A 553-nucleotide genomic window follows, 5' to 3' on the forward strand; every position below is an offset into this window, starting at 1 on the left:
CCGTGGAGAGCACACGAGTGAGAATGCAGGCATGAGTAGCGAATGAGGAGTGAGAAACTCCTCCACCGAAAGACCAAGGGTTCCAGGGTCAAGCTAATCTGCCCTGGGTGAGTCGGGACCTAAGGCGAGGCCGACAGGCGTAGTCGATGGACAACGGGTTGATATTCCCGTACCGGCGCTAGCACGATCCTGCCGAGGCGAGCGATGCTAAGCACGCAAGTCGCATGGAGCCTTCGGGTGAAGTGTCGATGAGTCTGCGAACCAGACTTGTATTAGGCAAGCTGCGGAGGGACGCAGGAAGGTAGCTCAACCCGGGCGATGGTATCCGCAAGGTGATCCCGGGCTAAGTGTGTAGGGCGAGTCGTAGGTAAATCCGCGGCTCACATAGCCTGAGACATGACGGCTGGTCGGTCTACGGACCGGCGAGTGAGTGATCCTATGCTGCCTAGAAAATCTTCGTGAGCGAGTTCTAGAGCCGCCCGTACCCTAAACCGACACAGGTGGTCAGGTAGAGAATACCAAGGTGATCGAGATAACCGTGGTTAAGGAACTC

The 553-nt window shown here is 57.0% G+C and carries 1 rRNA gene; it reads left to right on the top strand.

Going from position 1 to position 553, the window contains the following annotated elements:
• Positions 1 to 553: ribosomal RNA gene (locus ABD665_RS21630) — 23S ribosomal RNA — on the top strand; the annotation flags it as partial.

It is taken from the genome of Microlunatus spumicola (genome assembly GCF_039536445.1).
Classification (GTDB): Bacteria; Actinomycetota; Actinomycetes; order Propionibacteriales; family Propionibacteriaceae; genus Microlunatus; species Microlunatus spumicola.